We start from the raw sequence: 17,632 nt of genomic DNA, 5'->3' as shown, positions 1-17,632 counted from the left end.
TCTATTTTACTGCTATTGAAAAAGTTGAAGCTGGTAATCCTGCCTCATTATAAAGATTCGCCCGCGTAAATGGCTGATATGCGTACAAAACGGCTTTGATCCGCTCACCAGCCGGAACACTGATCACGACTTCATTGCCTGAAATTTTCGCGTTTGCAAACAGTCTATGGCCATTTTCCGTAAGCAGTTCGAAGCCCGTCAACGGTGCGTTATTATTGGTCAAAAGACTGTTTTGTTTTGATAAATCTCCCTTCCCATTTGAAAACTGGATCCTGATCTCGCTATCTTTTAGCAATGCTTTTTCAGGAATAGGCCCTTCGGCAATGACATTCATTTGATATATATCCCGCAGCGCGAGCAATGCCAGCCGCTCGCCGACTTCCTTTTTTCGGGTTGGATGCACATTCAGCGAATCGCCAAAATCGTAACTCACCGCCATGCCTGAATTTGGGATTTTGGCTAGCATAAGCCGTTGTGAATCCCTGAATTCGGGCCAGTTAGGCCGGTTAATGCCGGACAATTGCACAAAATAAAATGGAAATGGATAGCCCCAATTCTCCCGCCAGTTTTTCACCAGCATTTCAAAAAGCTGCGCGTGAAGCGGCACATTAAATACATTACTTTCGCCCTGATACCAAATCACACCTGCAATCGCGAAGTCGGTTAGCGGGGCAATGCCAGCCTGGAAGTTGTAGCCGGGTTGGTAAGGATGCTTTTGGTCTGCCGAATGAGCATTCATACTATTTTTTGCGGCGCGCTCCCGGCACCATTCCATCACCAAAGTTGAATGTTGCCAATCGCCGAGCATTCCTGCAAATTGTTGGGATTGCTCCAAAAGCGAATGTTCTATCCATGATTCAGTAGGAGAGCCGCCCACCGCAATCTGGATCAGGCCGATCGGGACGTGGGCTTCCGGTTTTATTTTTTTACCAAAATAATAAGCGACTGCCGAGAAAGAAGCGGCGGAAACTTTATTTAATGGTTTCCAGCTGCCGGCAAAAAATTCATAACGATTCACCCTGGCAAGCGAAGCAGAATCCCACGCCACATCGCCGGTTGAAACAATGCCGCCCATTTTCAGCAAGCGCATATTCGGATCGAACTGATCGGCCTGCAATTCCTCAGGCCCGGTCTCCGCATCCCGCAATGCAAATTCCATATTCGATTGGCCTGAGCACAGCCACACATCCCCGATCAGCACATCATTTATATTGATCTTACGATCTTTTGCAGAAACTGAAATCGAATACGGACCGCCTTCTTGGGATGCTGGGAAAACGACATTCCAGTTACCCGATCGATCGGCTTTTGTAGTCAATGCTCTATTTAAAAATTGAACATGAACATTGCCTCCACTCGATGCTTTTCCATAGATTCTGATGGGTTTGTTTCTTTGCAAAACCATATGATCCGAAAAAACGGGAGCTAATGCTAATGTGCTTTCCAAGGCATTCTGCGCTTTGGTAAAACCATTAACGAAGACATTGAGCAACAACAAAAGGAGCATTCTCACCATCATTCGTACATGGTTAGCCCTTTCAAATCACGTTCTGCGGGCATTATTAAACTGAATAAATAACCGAAAACCACGCAGCTTACGAGCCCGGTGAAGGCGTACATCAGCAAGTGAATGTTGGTGTAATGCTGGATCAGGATCTGCGTGAAGCAGCTGATCGCCATGCCTGCCATAACCCCGTTTCCGCTGGCTTTTCTGGTAAAAATCCCGAGGATAAATGCGCCGCCTATGCATCCTGTAAACAAGCCCAGAATGGTGTTAAACTTATCCCAAAGCGAGGAAACGCCCTTATGCGCCATGTATAGCGCGATGCAGGTCACGAAAATGCCGAGTAATAATGTTGTCGTTCTGGCAAAAAACAGGGTTTGCTTTGGGGTAACTTCGGGTTTGAATTTCTGGTAAAAATCAGTTGTCAGCAATGTGGCGGTAGAGTTCATGCTGGCCTCCGTGCTGCTCATGGCTGCGGCGAAAATGCCTGCAATGAGCAAACCCGACAAGCCCGCCGGAAGCTGGCTCACAATGTACCAGGGAAAAATGTTGTCCTGATCACTCAAAGCCATATTTACCTCCTGCGGATGCTCGCGGAAGAATAAAAACAGCAATGTGCCAATGGAGAAAAAGACCAATGTGGAAGGCAATGTCAGCCACGCGCCGAGTTTGAGGCTTTTGATGGATTCCTTTTCTGATTTGGTCGTCAGGTAACGTTGTACGGTGGTTTGGTCCGTCCCGTAAGTCAGCAGGTTAATGGCTAACCCGCCGATGACCACGACCCAGAATGTGGGCTCGGTAAAATCAAACCGGAAGTCGAAAACCTTTAATTTATCCGCTTGATCCAATGCTTTGAAACCAGAATTCCAGTCATTAATGTGAAATGGCAAGTAAAACAAACAAAACAATGCACCCGTCGCCAGGATCAGGACCTGAATCACCTCGACCCAGATCACAGCCTCAATGCCGCCTTTGACCGTGAAGAAAATGCTGATCGCGCCGATCATAATGATGCAAATGTTGATGTCGATGCCCGTTACCAGCGTCAGCGCAATGCTCGGCAGGAGCACCACAATGCCCATCCGGCCAATTTGAAGCAAAACATAAAGCGCAGAAGCCATCACCCGCGAGCCGTAATTGAAGCGTTTGCCCAGATATTCATACGCGGACGTCACATGGAGCCTTCTGTAAAACGGGATAAAATAACCCGCGACCAGCGGCATCACCATAATGATGGTCATGAGCAGGAAAAAATACGTCCAGTCGGTGCCGTAAGTCTTGGCCGGAATGCCCATGAATGTGATCGCGCTGAGTTTTGCGCCAAAGATGCTGATGCCCGCTGCCCATTGCGGAATGCGTTCACCGCCTTTGAAATAATCGTCTGTGTTGCTGGTTTTGCCTGTGAAAAGGAACCGGCCGGCTGTCATTAATAGGAAACAAATCCCTAACACCGCTGAGTCGATCCAGGAGAAAAATGGCTTGTGCTGAATGGTGCCTTTGGTAATGATGGGTGTGCGGGTTCCGGGGCGGATTTCGCCGCTGGGGATGAAAATGTCGTTGTCCCATTTTACGGCCGTGGTAGTAACCTGCGCCGGGCCGGGGAGCTGGCCGATGGTCGTCCAGGCGTCGGTAATGGTGTTGTATAAATATATGTCTTTGCTAAAACCCTGGTGGGAAGTCAGCAGCGTCACTTTTTCTGCTTGCAGCTTTTGTTTCAATTCCGCTGACTCCGCCTTGGCGATCTGCGCATTGAATGTTTCGATCTGGTGAAACACATTGCCCTTATCGCCGCCGATCAGCATAATGTAGGACGCGCCGCTGGCAACGCCCGTTCCCGCAGACCAGTTTGTGACCGTTTTCCCATCGCTGATGTCGCTGAGTTTCTGCCAGGATTTTTTCGCAGGATCATAAGTAAAATTGGTGCTATGCAAATCGCTGATCCCGCTAGCAGTTGCGCTTCTTCCGCCCAGCACATACACCTGGGAATGCTTCCCATTCTGCTGGGACACCACCACCGAATGCGACATTGCCATTGGAAGCTCAGGTAAAATTTCCCATTTTGGCACAGCGTCTGAAAGATTTAATGCAAAAAAAGCATTAGATGGTTTACCAATGTTTTCGCCGCCCGCAACATATATTGTGTTACCAATGCTGGTCGCGCCGGCATTGGCCAGCGCAACCGGCATATCCGGTAAGGGTTTAGAAATTACTTCACTTTTTGCAGCATTCCACTGCATTAAAAAAGCCTTTTTACCCACACCATTTTCCTGTTCTCCACCTAGACAAACGATGCCATCCGCAACCGAAACGCTTGCACCATAGGCAGCTTTTTCTTGCAAACGGGGCGTTTTTGAGACAATCCACTCATAGGCATCGCGCTTTTTTTGCAAAACATAAATCTCGTCCCTATACACCTTTTTACCACCTTTCCAAGGCATTCCGTCGGGAAAATTGGCACCGCCAGCTACGATGAGCACACCATTGTGCACGCCTGTGAAGGCACCTGCGACACCGAACTGTTTTTCGCCTTCGGATGGTTGCGGCAGACTCGTAAGTTCCGTCCACACGATATCATTCGCCTTTTGATCCTGGGCATGCAGGGTTGGTGACCACATAAAATGTAAGCAGAGTAGAAAACAGAGAAAAGGAATTTGGCGCTGCATTAATAGATGGTTTTGGCCACAGGCTGGCCCGATTTAAATGAATCAAAATCCAGCGCCGCCACATCCGATCGGAATGCTTCGAACTGCGCATCGCTCATGTTTTTCACTGGCAAGCGAAATGTACCACAATCCATCCCAACAACCTTCATATAAGCCTTACCAACCGAAATTCCGCCGTATTTTCCCAACAACCGGATCATATCAATGGATTTCTGCTGCAATGCACCGGCTTTCTCCATATCATTTTGTTCAAATGACTCAATAAGCTCATGATAAAGCGGCGCTGCATAATTGAATGTGCTCCCTACCGCGCCCTTAGCACCCACAGCCAGGGCAGAAAGCATGTTTTCATCACGCCCCCAGAGCATATCATATTGGCCATTCCGGAAGTTCAGGCAAGACTGAAAATCCATGAAATCCTCATGCGTATACTTGATCCCGGCAAAATTCGGAAGACGGCCGTCGATCACCTTTAACAAATCGAACATTGGAAAGTTCACGCCTGTGAGCACGGGAATGTGGTAATAATAAAACGGCATTTCAGGCACCGTTTCGGCAATGGCGATGATGCATTCGGCCAGCATTTCAACATTCGCAGGCTTGAAATAGAATGGGCTCGTAAACGAAACTGCGTCTAATCCGATTTGTTGCGCGTGCTTGGCCAAGTCAATGCAATCTGCAATGCAAGTGCCGCCCAGCAATGGCATAACGGTGAAGTTTTGATCGTCTTTGGCGCAACTTGCCCATGCTTCGGCCACGTGCTTCTTTTCGGAAACGGTCAGCGAAACGCCTTCGCCTGTGGAACCGCAGATGAATGCGCCGTTGATGCCGTTTTGTTTTAAAAATTGATAATAGTCCGGGATCAAATCCAGGTTAAGGCTGCCGTCGGCTTGCATGGGTGTAAACGGAGCGGCAATGAGGCCTTTTAAATGTAAATTCATAATATAACAGTGAAAATCTGATGCTTAATTAGGTCTTGCAGTTTGGTAGCCGGGCGTCTGCGCCACGAGCGGGTCATTGGTCCAGATAGCAGCCTCGATTGGCCACAGAATCCGGTACGCTTGTGTGGCTTTGTCGAGCAGTCCGTAGGGATGGCCTGGACTCTTAAATATAAGTGGTTCAGCGCCATACTTCATCCTGCGGAGGTCATACCAGCGCTTTCCTTCGTGCACAAATTCTTTGGTACGCTCCTCGAAAATGGCCAGCTCATTGGCATCTTTCCCGGCGTTTTTAAATGGTTTGGGATCTTTCGCTGGGGCATAGGCGCGGTCGCGCACGGGCTGGATAAATGCGGTTGGATCGCCGCCTTCTGCATTGGTGATTTCGGCCAGCATAAGGAGTCGGTCCGCTTCGCGATACACGGGCCAGTCGTCTGAAAAGTAGCGTTTGTTGGCGTCGATTGTTCCCAGGAACTTCACCAGGGCTGTGTTTTTAATGGTTACCGCATATGGTTTCACATCCGTATTGACTTTATAAAAATCATAAAATGTGGCATTCCGTCGCGTGTCGGCCACATCGTAAGACTGGAAAAGCTCGAACGTGTAGGCATAACGCTGGATCACCTGCATGGAATTAGGCGCAGCCAGCACCAGCGGATCAACTAAAAAATTCCCAACCCCGGCACTTACCGTCGAATCCTTATAATGCAGTCCGTTGAAATTGAAAGTGGAATAAGTATAAGCCGCCACATTGCCCATTTCAGCCTCTCCTACCCGGAAACGGATCGCGAAAATGATCTCGCTGTTGTTTTTCTGGCCATAGGCAAACACATTGGCAAAATTGGGAAGCAATGCACTGCCCGTCACGGCGTTCAATGCGGTTTTAGCTTCTGCCAGATCGGCGGTCGCATTATACACTTTGGCAGACCATAGGAAAACCTCGCCTTTGAGCATCAAAGCCGCATTGGGCGACCATTGGCTTTTATCTGTAACCGCAGCCTGCGCGCCAAAAAGCGAGATAGATTTGTTCACATCTGCCTTAATGGCCGCCAAAACATCCGCTTCGGCAGCACGTGCTTTTCGTAATTGCACCGCATCGGTTGACCCATTCAAAACATCCGCTTCCAAAACCAGCGGCACGCCGCCATAAGTGCGCAGCAAATGAAAGTAATAGTAAGCACGCATCGCATACGCTTGCCCAAGCAGGTAATTTTTGCGCGTTTCGGGCAGGAAACTGATGGCTTCTACTTTTTGGATAAACAGATTGAGTTGCAAAATCGGGCCGTAAAATCCGCCCCAGTTGCTGACGCCCGATGATGTTTCTTCCAATCGCTGCTCAATGACGGGAAGCTCGTTCAGCGAAGTGGCCTGCCGGTCTACGGTGCTGTAATTGCCTCCGCGCATTTCGCCCAGACGCAAAAACTGGAACTGGTTATCGCGGAATTGCTTGTGCAGGCCGACCATAAAGTTGCTCACCTGCGATTCGTTTTGCCAAAAATTGCTGTCGCCGAAATAGTCCTGCGGCGTAAGTTCAAGCGCATCCTGGCAGGAGCTCGCCAGCACCGAAAGCAGTGCGCAGCATATGTAAAGTCTGATCTTTTTCATCATTTCAAAAAGTGAAGTTGGCTCCAAGGATAAGGGTTGTAGGAATAGTATAAGCGCTGTTTTGCGAGCCCGTGCGCTCAGGGAGGCTCAGCATTTTGTTGGTAACATAACCCAGATTCTGGCATGTTGCAGTGAATGTTAACCCGGCAATTTTAGCCCTTTGCAGCCACGCCGACGGCACCGTGTAGCTAAGTGAAATTTCACGTAATGCCAGGTAAGATGAATTTACCCAGAACATGCTGCTAGGCCGGTCGAAGTTCTTGGAATTCAGCTGATCGGCCCAGGTGTAGCGTGGATATTTGGCGTCCGGATTTTCTGGTGTCCAGGTGTCTTTCACCAATTCGGTTGCATTAAATTCTCCCTGAAAACTGCCCAGCGACCACATTTGCTGGAAGTCCATTTGTTTGTGACCCAAGGCAAAGTCCATACGGGCAAAAAGTGAGAGGTTTTTCCAGCGAATGGACGTGTTGAAACCGCCTGTCCATCTTGGAATCGTTCGTCCGAGCGAAACCATATCGCGCGTGTCGATGGTGTCATTCTGGTCCAGGTCTTTCCACATCATGTCGCCCAATTGGGTTGAAATGTAAGTTGCCCTGTTCAGATTTTGGGAGTTGATCAATGCATTGCTGGCAACCCTTTTTCCGGCAGATGCGCCATATTGAACTTCACCCGCCGCAATGTCGATCTTATTATATTTATCCAGATCTTCACCTGTGCGAATGATCCCGTCGCTCACATAGCCAAAAATCTCGCCCGGCTCCTGCCCTTCCTGTAAGCCGCCCGCCCAGATCACATTGCCCGAACGCGGATCGTAAATGCGCTGTCCGCCCTGACGGTTGTTTTCATTTCCGTTAAATGGCAGTTTCAAAATCAGATTTTTGTTCCAGGCCGCATTAGCCCCGATTTGCACCGTAAAGTCCTTTTTCTGGATCGCCTTGAAAACGCCTTCCAGTTCTACGCCGCGGTTGCGCATGCTGCCGTTGTTCGTACGAATGCTCGCCACACCCGCGGATGTAGGCAGCAAAACGCTGGCGATTTTATCCGTCGTAACCCGGTTGTAAACGGCAATGTTGGTTGTGATGTGGTTATTGAAAAATCCCATTTCCAAACCACCTTCAACTGTATTACTTTTCTCCCATTTCAGGTTTGGATTGGCAACGCCGGTTTGTAAAAATCCAATGCTGCCATTGTAGGGAATTTGTGATCCATAAGAACCCTGCAACTCGTAAACGCCGATTCCATTGTTGGTGCCGATGCCGATGTTTCCGTTTTTACCATAACTAGCACGCACTTTCAGGAAGGAAAGCCATGATTGCGTGGCAGCCAAAAATTCTTCTTTGTGCACCAGCCAGCCTGCCGAGAATGCCGGAAATGTACCAAACTGGTTGTCCCCGATCAGCCTGGAATAGCCGTCACGCCTTACTGTAAACGAAGCCAGATATTTGCCGTCATAATCATAATTCAGTCTGGCAAAAGCCGAGATAATGCGCTCCTGGGTGTGGTAGGAATCAATGGTCCGGGTGTTGGCGTCGTTAATGGTCAGGCCTAGATCCTGGAAATCATCGGTTGGCGCGAGGCGTCCTGCGGCGCTGAAACCTTTGGTGGCTTCGTCGTAATATTCAAATCCGGCCATGGCGTCGATGAAGCTTTTGCCAAGGAAGGATTTTTTGTAATTTAAAATGGCATTGTAAGTCTGGCGGATGATGCGGTCGAAACCTGCGGAAGAAGCCCGGTCACGGTTCCATCCCGTATTTGGGTTGGTCGTGCTCATGATCCCGATTCGGAAATCGCGGTTGAAAGACTCGGCCTCAGCTTCGTCATACATTAATATTCCACCCACGCGCAGATAAAGATCATCGCTGAAATCAACTTTGAATGCTTGTCCGAGCGTGAATTTGTCCGACTGGTTTTTCCTTTTGTATTTATCAATGTTTAAGCTTGGGTTTCCATCACTGGCATCGCGACCGAGAATCAGCTCGCCGTTTGCGTTGGTCCCGCGCATGGTAGGCGGTGCGGAAAGCATTCTGCCCCAGTAATTTGCCTCGCCATTTTGCAGCGACTGATCCCGCCAGTTGGCTCTCGCAAATGCTAAGCTGCTTTCTGATTTCAACCAGCTTTTGATCTTGTAATCACCATTCAATGTGAATGTTAACCGGCGGTAAAACGTGCCCAGCGAAAGCCCGTCTTCATTATAGTAGCCCAAATTGGCATAGTAACCTCCTTTTTCATTGCCACCATTCATTCCAATGTTGTAATCCTGGGAAATAGCGGGTGATTTGAATGCATAATCCCCGTAATTGAAATCTTTGTAAATCAGATCTGCGTTGGTTCCGTTGGGATCATATGCGCCAGACTCATTGGTTTTGATGGGATCTTTCATCGTTTTCCAACCGTCGTTCGCACTTAGCAATTCACGGTTCTGGTCGGTCAGGCGCATGGTGCTCCATATCGCGCGTGAATCGTAGTTTCCGTCCAGAATGGCGCCGTTTGCATCCTTATATAGGTTCCCGGTTCCGCGTGGGCCTACGCCACTGAGCAGCGAAGACGTGGTAACGCCGTTTTTAATCGCTTCCAAAACACCCATCCGCGTCCATTTGATATAATCTTCTGCATTGAGATAGTCATAAGGAACATTCAGGAAATTGATCCCGGTTTTGGATTTGAATGTAATGGATGACGAGCCGGCTTTTCCTCTTTTTGAGGTGATCAAAACAACACCATTGCTGGCACGCGCACCATAAATGGCTGTGGCCGAAGCATCTTTCAACACTTCCATGCTTTCAATATCATCAGGATTAATGTCGCTCAATGAGCCACGGACTTGTCCGTCCACCACGATAAGCGGGCTTCCGCTGCCATCGAAGTTGGTCCCTCCACGCAATGTAATGCTCGCCACCGATCCCGGGCGACCCGTTGACGTGGCTACGCGCACACCCGCAATCGTCCCCGCAAGCGCCTGCGCCGGATTGGAACGCATCCCCGTTTCCAAAACCTTGGAATCCAGCTTGGCAATGGATGAGGTGATTTTAGCGCGACTGGCTGAACCGTAACCCGTTACAACCACTTCGTTCAGCGCCGACACATCCGGTTGCAGCAAAATATCCAGTGTTTCTGAAACACCCACCGGCACTTCCTGGATCACATAGCCGACCATTCTGAACTGTATCACGTCACCGCCGCTCACCTGGATCGAATAGTCGCCTTCCACCGAAGTTTCCACGGCAACACTTTTTCCTTTGAGTAACACGGTAACATTAGGGAGGGGTTGCTTGTCGTCCCCGGAGATCACCTTGCCGGTGAGTTGCCTGGTCGACTGTGCTTGCAACCCCATCGCCAGGAGCAGCCCGGCAAGGCTTAGCAGCACTTTTAAGCGTGTAATGTTCAATTTCATAAAAGGTTAAGTTTAAAAATATGTATTATGTATGACATAATAAAGGTAAATGGATTAGGCCGTTGATTGCAAGCATCTTGTGAAAATTATTTTTTATGATCTTAAATTGATAATAAAAAAATCACTTGCAGATTGGAAGAAAACCTGCACTTTTGTCAGACATAATACGCTATACGCTGCAATGGACGACATTTTTCAAAGCATCAAGAGCATTGATACAAGCTCGCTGGTGGACAAAGTTGAGAGTAACCTGATCGCGCTGTTTATCGAGAAGGATTTTAAAGTGGGTGACTCCATTCCGAAAGAACTGGAACTGGCGCAGTCGCTTGGCGTGAGCCGGACGGTTGTTCGGGAGGCTATGCTGCGGCTGCGGCTGATGGGTTTGGTGGAATCAAAGAAACATCGCGGCGCGGTGATCACAAGCCCGGACCTGGTTTCGATTCTTGAAAAGAGCATGAACCCGAAGATCCTGGATGACAATACATTAAAGGAGATTTTCGAAATGCGCCTGTCGCTCGAAATCGGTATGGCCGACTTCATTATGGAGCGCGTGACGCCGGAAGACATTGCTGCTTTGAAAGTTTTGGTCGAAAATGAGCCTTCTTCCTCGGACCGGATGCTTTTTCAGATCGAGCACGAAATTGCGTTTCATGGCAAACTATATGAGATTACCCGCAATGAAACGATGAAGAAATTCCAACGGCTGCTTTTGCCTGTGTTTGATTATGTGCACAAAAGCGGATTGCTGCGTAAATATTCGGCCAATGCCAATTTTGTGTCACATAAGGGACTGGTCGAGATTATCGAAAAGGGCAATTCCGAACAGTTAAGGAATGGCATGCGCAGCCATCTGGAAAACCATTTTGCCAGACTTTTTACCTAGCATCTTTCAAATTATGCCGCCTTCCCAAGTGGATTTCCGTAAGGATCCAGCACTTGCGGCAAATTAGTATCTATCTGGTTACTGTAAACGCCGTCAATAACCCGGTAGGCCGAAAGTTTATCTTCGGGATACTGAAAATAAGTTAAATCCATAATCTGATTTTCACTCAGGCCGGGGATCATCCAGGACAATGCAGCATCTCCTTTTAAAATAAGTGGCTGACGCTTACCATCATTATGTATCGCGCCAATCATCGGGCTGGCGTCCTGTGTGACAATGGCAAATGTGTTTATCCCCTTCCAGGTCGAATATATCGCTCCCATTGCAAAGAACTTTTTCTCTGATGGTTTGATATACCAGGATTCATAATTCTTTTTGTTGTTCAGATCCGGGTAGTGTGGCTCAAAAAATCCTGTGCAAAGGACCAGGCAGCGGTTGTGCTTCGCATATTTCCACCACATTTTGTCGCGATTAAACAAGTCGTAGTTTGTTGCATTCAGCGTATTGAACCGGAAAGCTTTCTCATCGGTCACATTCGGCGGAACCAGCCGCCATCTGTATAGATCAAGCGATTTCGGCGTTGTCATAACCGGTAAAAACGGCTTTTCAAAGCCATTGAAATCGTATCTCTTCTTGAATTGTTCAAGCTTGTCAACAGGCAATTTGAATTCTGCTTTCAAAGTTTCAACATCGCTTTCATTCGACACATGATAGCACATAACCTTAATATTTAATTCAGAAACGTTGGTTTGAGTATCTTAAAAACGTAAAGATGCGTAAAGATAGTTCAAATGGATTAAATCCACAATATTGGAATATTTCCAAAATAAGTCTTGATTTCTTCCTTCGTCTGTGCAACCTTTGTAAAAAGTGAAAGGTGATGGAGGAGATTTTCAACGTTCAATCATTAAGCATTTATCGACAGGTTCCGAGCAAAAACTGGTTCACTGCATTGATTCCGGCGATCAGTGCTGGTTTCCCGTCTCCTGCGGCCGACTTTATTGATCTGGAAATTGATTTGCAAAGGGAGATTGTGAAAAACCCGGCAAGCACGTTTTACGGACGGGTTAAAGGCACCAGTATGCGTGATGTGCATATCGATGACGGCGACATTATAGTTATCGATAAAAGCCTTCCCTGCAAAAACAATTGCATCGCTGTCTGTTTCTTAGATGGTGATTTCTTAGTGAAGCGTATAATTTACGATGAAGGCGGATGCTGGCTTGCCGCTGAAAACGATCAATATGCACCGATTTGGGTCGCTGCTGATACGGACTTTTTGGTTTGGGGAATTGTAACAAACGTTATTAAATTCTTCTAAAATGTTCGCTCTGGTCGATTGTAATAACTTTTATGTGAGCTGCGAGCGAATGTTCCGGCCTGGATTGAACGGTAAACCAGTGGTTGTGCTCAGTAACAACGATGGGTGTGTCATTGCCAGGTCAAATGAAGCAAAGGCGCTCGGTATTACGATGGGAGCGCCTGCATTTTTATTTGAAAAGAAATTCAAGGAACAGGATATCCATGTTTTTAGCAGCAACTACGCGCTTTATGGCGATATGAGCAACCGGGTGATGACGCTTTTGGGCCGTTACTCACCTGCAATGGAGGTTTACAGCATTGATGAGGCTTTCCTTCGGTTTGACGGCCATAAGCATCTGGATCTTCGGGAAATTGGAGAAGACATGCGGAAAACGGTGACGCAAAGCACTGGTATCCCGATCACCGTGGGCATGGCGCCTACAAAAGCGCTTGCAAAGCTGGCCAACAGGATTGCTAAAAAGTTTGCAGATAAAACGGGCGGCGTGCATGTCATTGATACACAAGATAAACTGCTGAAAGCGATCGCATTTTTCAGGATTGGCGATGTCTGGGGCATTGGCCGTCAGCACGAAAAGCGCCTGAAAGCGCTTGGCATTGAAACAGTCCTGGACTTCACCTTGCTACCCGAAGAGTGGGTAAAGAAAAACATGAGCATTGTAGGCCTGAGGCTCCAACAAGAGCTTGCCGGCATTAGGACGCTCGACCTTGAATTACCTCAGTTAAAAAAGAACATTGCCGTAACCCGGTCATTCAATCAGAACTTTACAGCTTTCGACGATGTAAAGGAACGGGTGATCACGTTCGCATCGGTATGCAGCGAGCGTCTCCGCGAACAGGATAGTTGCTGTAATGTCCTGCAATTATTCGTCCATACCAACACTTTCCGACCCGACCAGCCGCAGTACAATAAATCAATAACCATTGACCTCCCTTTTCCTACCAATTCTGCTCTGGAGCTTGCTCATTTTGCTTTGGATGCCCTGAATAAAATATTCAAGGAAGGGTATGGTTACAAAAAAGCAGGAGTGATCGTCATGGAACTCACCCCGGCTAATGCGAAGCAGCAGCAGATTTTTGAAAACACCGATCCCCGCCACGGCCACCTGTTGGCAGTTGTCGATAAGCTGAACAAATCCATGGGCCAGAACAAAGTGCTTTTAGCAAGTCAGGACCTGCATACGCGCTGGAAGATGAAGCAGGACAAACTGTCACCGCGATACAGCACGCGTATGGACGAGATCATCACAGTTCACGCCAAATAAAGGCTGATGATCGGTTTTGCTATGCAATAACCTCAGATAAGGAAAAATTAATTTCCTCCTCATATCAGCCTTATCTGGCTACCCTACCTTCGATTCGAAAATAAAACGAATCATTTCAACAAAGAAAATCATGAAAAAATTAGCATTAGCTGCGCTGTTTATCTACGGATTGACCGCTGGCTCAAACGTTTTTGCGCAAATTCAGGCACCCGCTGACGGACCAAAATTAGCCGGACCGATGGCAAAAGGCCCGGGACAACAGCCTCCGCACCCAGGTCAGCCAGCGCCCGGCGAGCAAGGTCTACGGGTTGTGAGCACGGTAACAGGGAAAGTTGTGAAATTACAGGGAAATAATGACTTCGTTCTTGATGGTTTCTATATGATCAACGGAAGCGACAGTTTACTTGTAAAAATTCCTGCCCATATGGGTTCGCAGATTTCTCCAATGGTTAAACCGGGCAGTCAGGTCTCCGTATCAGGTGTTTCGGAAAATATGCCGGGTACAACAAAGGAGATGAGAATGGTAAGTTTGACAGCAGGCGGTAAAACGCTGACAGATAACCCACCAGCTGCACCGGTAACACCGGCACAGGAAACCACCGTGACTGGAAACGGCAAGGTTACTTCTTTACAAACAGATCGGGAAGGACGTGTTAGCGGTGTATTTATCGACAACAAAACCATACTTCGTTTTCCGCCGCACGTTTCAGCGGAATTGGGCAATACATTAGCAAAAGGCGCAGCCGTCGCATATTCGGGAAGCGAGAAAAACAAAGTTCAGGGGGAAGTCTCTCTGGAAGACTATAAGGTGATACATTGCAGCACGATCACAATGAACGGCCAGCAATATCTGGTTCGATAATTTAGAAGAAACAGGCAGCAAACACGCTGTCTGTTTTTATTATTTTTCAAAATGAGCAAATACATTTCAACAATCGGACTTCTGGTGCTTTCCAACGTCTTTATGACCCTGGCCTGGTATGGGCACCTCAAATTTTTCAGCAAAGAAAGTGGTCATAGTTCAACATCACTTTGGATGATCATATTACTGAGCTGGGGCCTGGCATTTTTTGAGTATTGTTTTCAGGTTCCGGCAAATCGTCTGGGATCCTCGGAAACCGGAGGGCCTTTTTCACTGGTACAATTGAAGATTATTCAGGAGGTAATAACACTCATCGTTTTTATGGTTTTCTCGGTCACATTTTTCAAGAATACCCAGTTTACCTACAACCACCTGATAGGCTTTGCATTACTGGTGGGAGCCGTCTATTTCATTTTTAAGGCATGAAGGAAACCTATGATCCGGATGCGAGTGAATAGAAAATGGTCAAAACTGATAGGATTTATGCTGCTGCTGGCAACTCTGGCAGCAGGATTATCATGGTACCTATCCCCAAAAAAGGGCCAAAATCTTCAAAAAGCGATACTTCCGCACCCAGGTCCTGATGACAATAAACACTTCAATATCACTGGAAGAGTTATTAAATACGGAAGCAATCATGAGGGTGACATTGACAAACTACTGTTATCATCAAACGAGGGAGAAATCTGGCTGCACTTCCCTCCGCACATGGCAAGACAGGTGACGTCAGTGGCAACCATTAACGCTCAGGTTAAAGCCCTGGCGAACGAGAGTCGGCCGCGGCCAGGGGAACATCGGAATGATTCTTACACAATTACATCATTGACAAATAATGCTTTTCAAACAAAAGTTGATCTTCACGACATTCCCGCTCCCATTCCCAAAAAAGGAATTGAAATTAAAATGAAAGGAAAACCGTCAGTGAATCAAAATGAAAATGCTTTTATGCTGGCAGGAAAAATGGTGACCTTGCCGCCACACATGGCAAGAGCATTGTTTCCGTTAATCAATCAGGCAAAAACAATAACGGTGAAAGGTTTTGTGCGCGATTCGACAGATGGATTTTTGTCAGAATCGGGCATGCCGATTGTTAGACCGACTCTCGTGGAAATCGACAGTGTCACATACAAAATACGTTAATCTAAGTCCTCGCACGCTGCATGAAAATACTAGTAGTTGAAGATGAGCAGAAACTTGCCGGATTTATTCATCAGGGACTTCAAAAAGCCGGATATCTGGTAGAAACTTCAAACAATGGCTCTGAGGCGCTTTCAATGGTTGCTTCGGAAACTTTCGATCTGATTTTGTTGGATCTCATGCTGCCGGGAATGACCGGGATTGAAATGCTTAAAAACATGAGGGCGTTTAATATCTCCTGTCCGGTTATCATACTAAGTGCCCTGAGCGGAACCCCGCAAATTGTGGAAGCCCTTGATCTTGGCGCCGTCGACTACATAAAAAAACCTTTTGAATGGGAAGAACTTCTGGCCAGAATACGGATTTTACAGCGTAAAATTTTTGCCAGCGAAAGCACGAAAATCCGGATCAATAATCTGTCTGTTGATCTGATGGCCAGACAGGTAATGCGTTCGGATACGCAAATCATACTTACAGCAAAGGAATTTGCGCTGCTGGAATATCTGATACGGAATATCAACCGGGTAGTAAGCAAAGTTCAGATCTTAGAAAATGTCTGGAATATGGATTTTGACCCGGAAAGCAATATTGTCGAAGTCTACATGCACCAACTTCGAAGAAAGATCGATAAGGGTTTTGATAATCCGCTCATTCAAACAGTTGTAGGAGTTGGATATAAATTAACAGGCTCAAAATCTTCGCTGTGAAAACGCCCGTCTCCTACCCTTTTTACGCCAGCCTCAGGTTTCGGTTCGGACTTATTTTCGGATTTATATTCCTGTGCTTTTTACTGGCAACCGGGTTTGTACTTTACACAAACGTAAAAAGTCAGTTTGAAAAAAGCTTCGCAGCAAGGTTAAAGACCCAGGCCAATCTAATTCTTCAGGAAACCGAAATCAACCCATTAACCATTCCTCTGCCCGCTTCCGGAGAGTATTTCCGGTTGATTTATGATGCAAATAATAAAAATGAACCGCTCTTTGATAATCTGCCAACATCATTAAAAAAGAATACAAAACAAGCTGATTTACGACTGTGGCGAACCAAAGAGCTTACCAGAATTCTGGAAACTGGGGGACAAATACGGATCTTATATGTGGTTTCTGCGGAAGAATTGGTGCAAGACATAAACAGGCTTAAAATCATCCTGTTCATCTATTTTCCTATATCCTTTTTTGCCGCTTTAATCGCTGGTTATTTCCTGTCCGGTTATCTGCTGCGGCCGATTGAAAATATTGTAAACAAAGCCAATGATATCAGCCTGCAAAAACAGATCATCTTGCTGGAAGAACCACGCGTAAATGACGAAATCCACAAATTAACGACCTCCCTGAATCAGATGCTTACCAGAATTCAGAAACAGGCTCAGTACCAAAATGCTTTTTTCGCATCCGCTTCACATGAACTCAGAACGCCGCTGAGTGTAATGCTGACCGAATTGCAAACTTTGCAAAATGAGCAGACAACATTCGCCTTTAAACCAGTAATCGATAATCAAATAGCGGAAGTGCAGCGCCTGAGTAAACTGGTAAACGACTTTTTATTGATGAGCCAGCTTAGATCAGGAATGCTGGTTTGTAATAAAAGTGAAGTAAACCTGCCTGAAATTACGATGGAAGTTCTCGAACGAATGACAACCAAAGCGCTTCTTAAACATCAAAATTTTAAAATCGAAATCACGCCTGAAGATGGACAGTTTGTTGTCAATACCGACCGGTCGCACCTCAGCACTATCCTGATCAATTTGATCGAAAACGCTATAAAACACAGCTTATCTGATACAACTATACACATTCAAATTAAAGATTCAGATCATGAAAATACGGTTATCATTCGGAATACTTCAAATAGCCCGGTTACGGATGTTTCGCTGTTAAGCCATGAATTCACTAAACAGGATCTTTCAAACGATGGTTTTGGGCTTGGACTCTGGATTGTTAGCCGACTTGCCGAAACTATTGGGGCTGATTTTAAAATTCAATTTCAGAAATTTGAATTTGTAGCTAAATTATCTTTTAACAACAATGTGCGCCATCCATATTGAGATAACACGTTATGCCTCAA

General features: G+C 46.8%; 14 protein-coding genes. 8 read left to right on the top strand and 6 right to left on the bottom strand.

What is annotated here, in order from left to right:
* Position 1: 1 nt before the first annotated feature.
* Genes L0659_RS13440 through L0659_RS13420 form a run of 5 tightly spaced genes read right to left on the bottom strand, consistent with a single transcriptional unit; the run spans position 2 to position 10,101 of the window.
* Positions 2-1,519, bottom strand: a complete 1,518-nt coding sequence (locus tag L0659_RS13440; RefSeq protein WP_235126604.1) for a sialate O-acetylesterase — start codon at positions 1,517-1,519, stop codon at positions 2-4.
* Positions 1,516-4,119 (bottom strand): sodium:solute symporter family transporter, encoded by a 2,604-nt coding sequence (locus tag L0659_RS13435; protein ID WP_235126603.1) that lies wholly within the window; start codon positions 4,117-4,119, stop codon positions 1,516-1,518. The genes L0659_RS13440 and L0659_RS13435 overlap by 4 nt, the downstream gene beginning before the upstream one ends.
* 47 nt (positions 4,120-4,166) lie before the next feature.
* A complete protein-coding gene (locus tag L0659_RS13430; RefSeq protein WP_235126602.1) occupies positions 4,167-5,108 on the bottom strand; it encodes a dihydrodipicolinate synthase family protein in 942 nt (313 codons plus the stop codon).
* Positions 5,109-5,132: 24 nt separating this feature from the next.
* Positions 5,133-6,713, bottom strand: a complete 1,581-nt coding sequence (locus L0659_RS13425; RefSeq protein WP_235126601.1) for a RagB/SusD family nutrient uptake outer membrane protein — start codon at positions 6,711-6,713, stop codon at positions 5,133-5,135.
* Position 6,714: 1 nt separating this feature from the next.
* The gene (locus tag L0659_RS13420; protein WP_235126600.1) at positions 6,715-10,101 is read right to left on the bottom strand and encodes a SusC/RagA family TonB-linked outer membrane protein; all 3,387 of its coding nucleotides are present in this window, start codon (positions 10,099-10,101) and stop codon (positions 6,715-6,717) included.
* A gap of 181 nt (positions 10,102-10,282) precedes the next feature.
* Between L0659_RS13420 and L0659_RS13415 the strand changes: the two genes are divergently transcribed.
* Complete coding sequence (locus L0659_RS13415) at positions 10,283-10,984, top strand: FadR/GntR family transcriptional regulator (RefSeq protein ID WP_235126598.1); 702 nt, start codon at positions 10,283-10,285, stop codon at positions 10,982-10,984.
* Positions 10,985-10,995: 11 nt separating this feature from the next.
* Here L0659_RS13415 and L0659_RS13410 read toward each other — a convergent pair whose 3' ends face one another.
* Positions 10,996-11,703 carry an SOS response-associated peptidase gene (locus tag L0659_RS13410; protein WP_235126597.1) on the bottom strand — a complete coding sequence of 236 codons (708 nt, stop codon included), beginning with the start codon at positions 11,701-11,703 and terminating at the stop codon, positions 10,996-10,998.
* A 161-nt stretch (positions 11,704-11,864) separates the two neighbouring features.
* Between L0659_RS13410 and L0659_RS13405 the strand changes: the two genes are divergently transcribed.
* From L0659_RS13405 to L0659_RS13375, 7 genes are all read left to right on the top strand, one after another.
* Positions 11,865-12,305 (top strand): LexA family transcriptional regulator, encoded by a 441-nt coding sequence (locus L0659_RS13405; protein WP_235126595.1) that lies wholly within the window; start codon positions 11,865-11,867, stop codon positions 12,303-12,305.
* Between the two features lies 1 nt (position 12,306).
* Entirely contained in the window at positions 12,307-13,569 is a 1,263-nt protein-coding gene (locus L0659_RS13400) for a Y-family DNA polymerase (protein WP_235126593.1), read from the top strand.
* A gap of 130 nt (positions 13,570-13,699) precedes the next feature.
* Entirely contained in the window at positions 13,700-14,431 is a 732-nt protein-coding gene (locus tag L0659_RS13395; RefSeq protein ID WP_235126592.1) for a hypothetical protein, read from the top strand.
* A 51-nt stretch (positions 14,432-14,482) separates the two neighbouring features.
* On the top strand, positions 14,483-14,857 hold the full coding sequence (locus tag L0659_RS13390; protein WP_235126591.1) for a DMT family protein: 375 nt from the start codon (positions 14,483-14,485) through the stop codon (positions 14,855-14,857).
* An 18-nt stretch (positions 14,858-14,875) separates the two neighbouring features.
* Positions 14,876-15,571, top strand: coding sequence for a hypothetical protein (locus L0659_RS13385; protein WP_235126590.1), 696 nt, complete (start codon positions 14,876-14,878; stop codon positions 15,569-15,571).
* Between the two features lie 20 nt (positions 15,572-15,591).
* The gene (locus L0659_RS13380) at positions 15,592-16,275 is read left to right on the top strand and encodes a response regulator transcription factor (protein ID WP_235126589.1); all 684 of its coding nucleotides are present in this window, start codon (positions 15,592-15,594) and stop codon (positions 16,273-16,275) included.
* Complete coding sequence (locus tag L0659_RS13375) at positions 16,272-17,612, top strand: HAMP domain-containing sensor histidine kinase (protein ID WP_235126588.1); 1,341 nt, start codon at positions 16,272-16,274, stop codon at positions 17,610-17,612. Before L0659_RS13380 ends, L0659_RS13375 begins: the two co-directional genes overlap by 4 nt.
* Positions 17,613-17,632 lie beyond the last annotated feature (20 nt).

It is taken from the genome of Dyadobacter sp. CY347 (assembly GCF_021502655.1).
Classification (GTDB): Bacteria; Bacteroidota; Bacteroidia; order Cytophagales; family Spirosomataceae; genus Dyadobacter.
The sequence above is the reverse complement of the archived record's forward strand: the minus strand, read 5'-3'. Positions and strand labels throughout refer to the sequence as shown.

Bases quoted from the DNA above. Each gene is read 5' to 3' on its own strand.
- L0659_RS13440 (WP_235126604.1), bottom strand. From the start codon at position 1,519: ATGATGGTGAGAATGCTCCTTTTGTTGTTGCTCAATGTCTTCGTTAAT.
- L0659_RS13435 (WP_235126603.1), bottom strand. From the start codon at position 4,119: ATGTGGTCACCAACCCTGCATGCCCAGGATCAAAAGGCGAATGATATC.
- L0659_RS13430 (WP_235126602.1), bottom strand. From the start codon at position 5,108: ATGAATTTACATTTAAAAGGCCTCATTGCCGCTCCGTTTACACCCATG.
- L0659_RS13425 (WP_235126601.1), bottom strand. From the start codon at position 6,713: ATGATGAAAAAGATCAGACTTTACATATGCTGCGCACTGCTTTCGGTG.
- L0659_RS13420 (WP_235126600.1), bottom strand. From the start codon at position 10,101: ATGAAATTGAACATTACACGCTTAAAAGTGCTGCTAAGCCTTGCCGGG.
- L0659_RS13415 (WP_235126598.1), top strand. From the start codon at position 10,283: ATGGACGACATTTTTCAAAGCATCAAGAGCATTGATACAAGCTCGCTG.
- L0659_RS13410 (WP_235126597.1), bottom strand. From the start codon at position 11,703: ATGTGCTATCATGTGTCGAATGAAAGCGATGTTGAAACTTTGAAAGCA.
- L0659_RS13405 (WP_235126595.1), top strand. From the start codon at position 11,865: ATGGAGGAGATTTTCAACGTTCAATCATTAAGCATTTATCGACAGGTT.
- L0659_RS13400 (WP_235126593.1), top strand. From the start codon at position 12,307: ATGTTCGCTCTGGTCGATTGTAATAACTTTTATGTGAGCTGCGAGCGA.
- L0659_RS13395 (WP_235126592.1), top strand. From the start codon at position 13,700: ATGAAAAAATTAGCATTAGCTGCGCTGTTTATCTACGGATTGACCGCT.
- L0659_RS13390 (WP_235126591.1), top strand. From the start codon at position 14,483: ATGAGCAAATACATTTCAACAATCGGACTTCTGGTGCTTTCCAACGTC.
- L0659_RS13385 (WP_235126590.1), top strand. From the start codon at position 14,876: ATGCGAGTGAATAGAAAATGGTCAAAACTGATAGGATTTATGCTGCTG.
- L0659_RS13380 (WP_235126589.1), top strand. From the start codon at position 15,592: ATGAAAATACTAGTAGTTGAAGATGAGCAGAAACTTGCCGGATTTATT.